At 70.6% G+C, this 564-nt stretch carries 1 protein-coding gene; it reads right to left on the bottom strand.

The genetic code is table 11. From position 1 onward, the window contains the following. The coding region (locus ACLIYP_RS30740; RefSeq protein ID WP_412716342.1) for a hypothetical protein at positions 1 to 532 on the bottom strand (532 nt) is incomplete at its 3' end. Positions 533 to 564 lie beyond the last annotated feature (32 nt).

Below are 564 nucleotides of genomic sequence, written 5' to 3'. Positions count from 1 at the left end.
GCGAGAACGTGAACTCCAGGGACGCTGCGGCGACGGCGTCTTCGGGCGTCAGCAACCGCATGTGGCAGCCCGCCAGCGTGATGCGCGTGGATCGGCCGGTCGGGCCCCGCCCCAGATGCTGCAGGGTGCCGGGGTAGGAGGCGGTGACCTGCTCGCCGTCCACGAACACCAGATCCGCGTCCATCCCGGCCAGCGGGGCTGCCTCTGCCGGATGCCACCGCATCTCGACATCCTGATGCTCGCGGGCCAGGAACGCGGGCCCGGTGACCGTCATCTTCCCCACCGCCCCGCGCGGCAGCACCACCTTCTCGTCGAGCCCGTAGCCCAGACTGCGCCGCACCGCCTCGGCCTGCTCCGGCCCCAGGGGGCCGATCCCGCTCATGGTGATCACGATGGGGGAGACCTCATGGGCCCGCGGGTGCTTGCCGCGCAGTGTGTGCACCACGGTGTCGTCCTGCCGGGCGAAGTCCACCGTCCAGTGCTCGTCCAGTTCGCCTGCCTGCCCGCCCAGGGCTGTCACCCGGGCGCTCACATCCCGTATGCCGTCTTCGGCGTGAAAAAAAA

This window comes from Streptomyces nanhaiensis, from assembly GCF_046614825.1.
Lineage (GTDB): Bacteria > Actinomycetota > Actinomycetes > Streptomycetales > Streptomycetaceae > Streptomyces > Streptomyces radiopugnans.
Note: the sequence above shows the minus strand (reverse complement) of the source record. Positions and strands in the feature narration are given on the sequence as shown.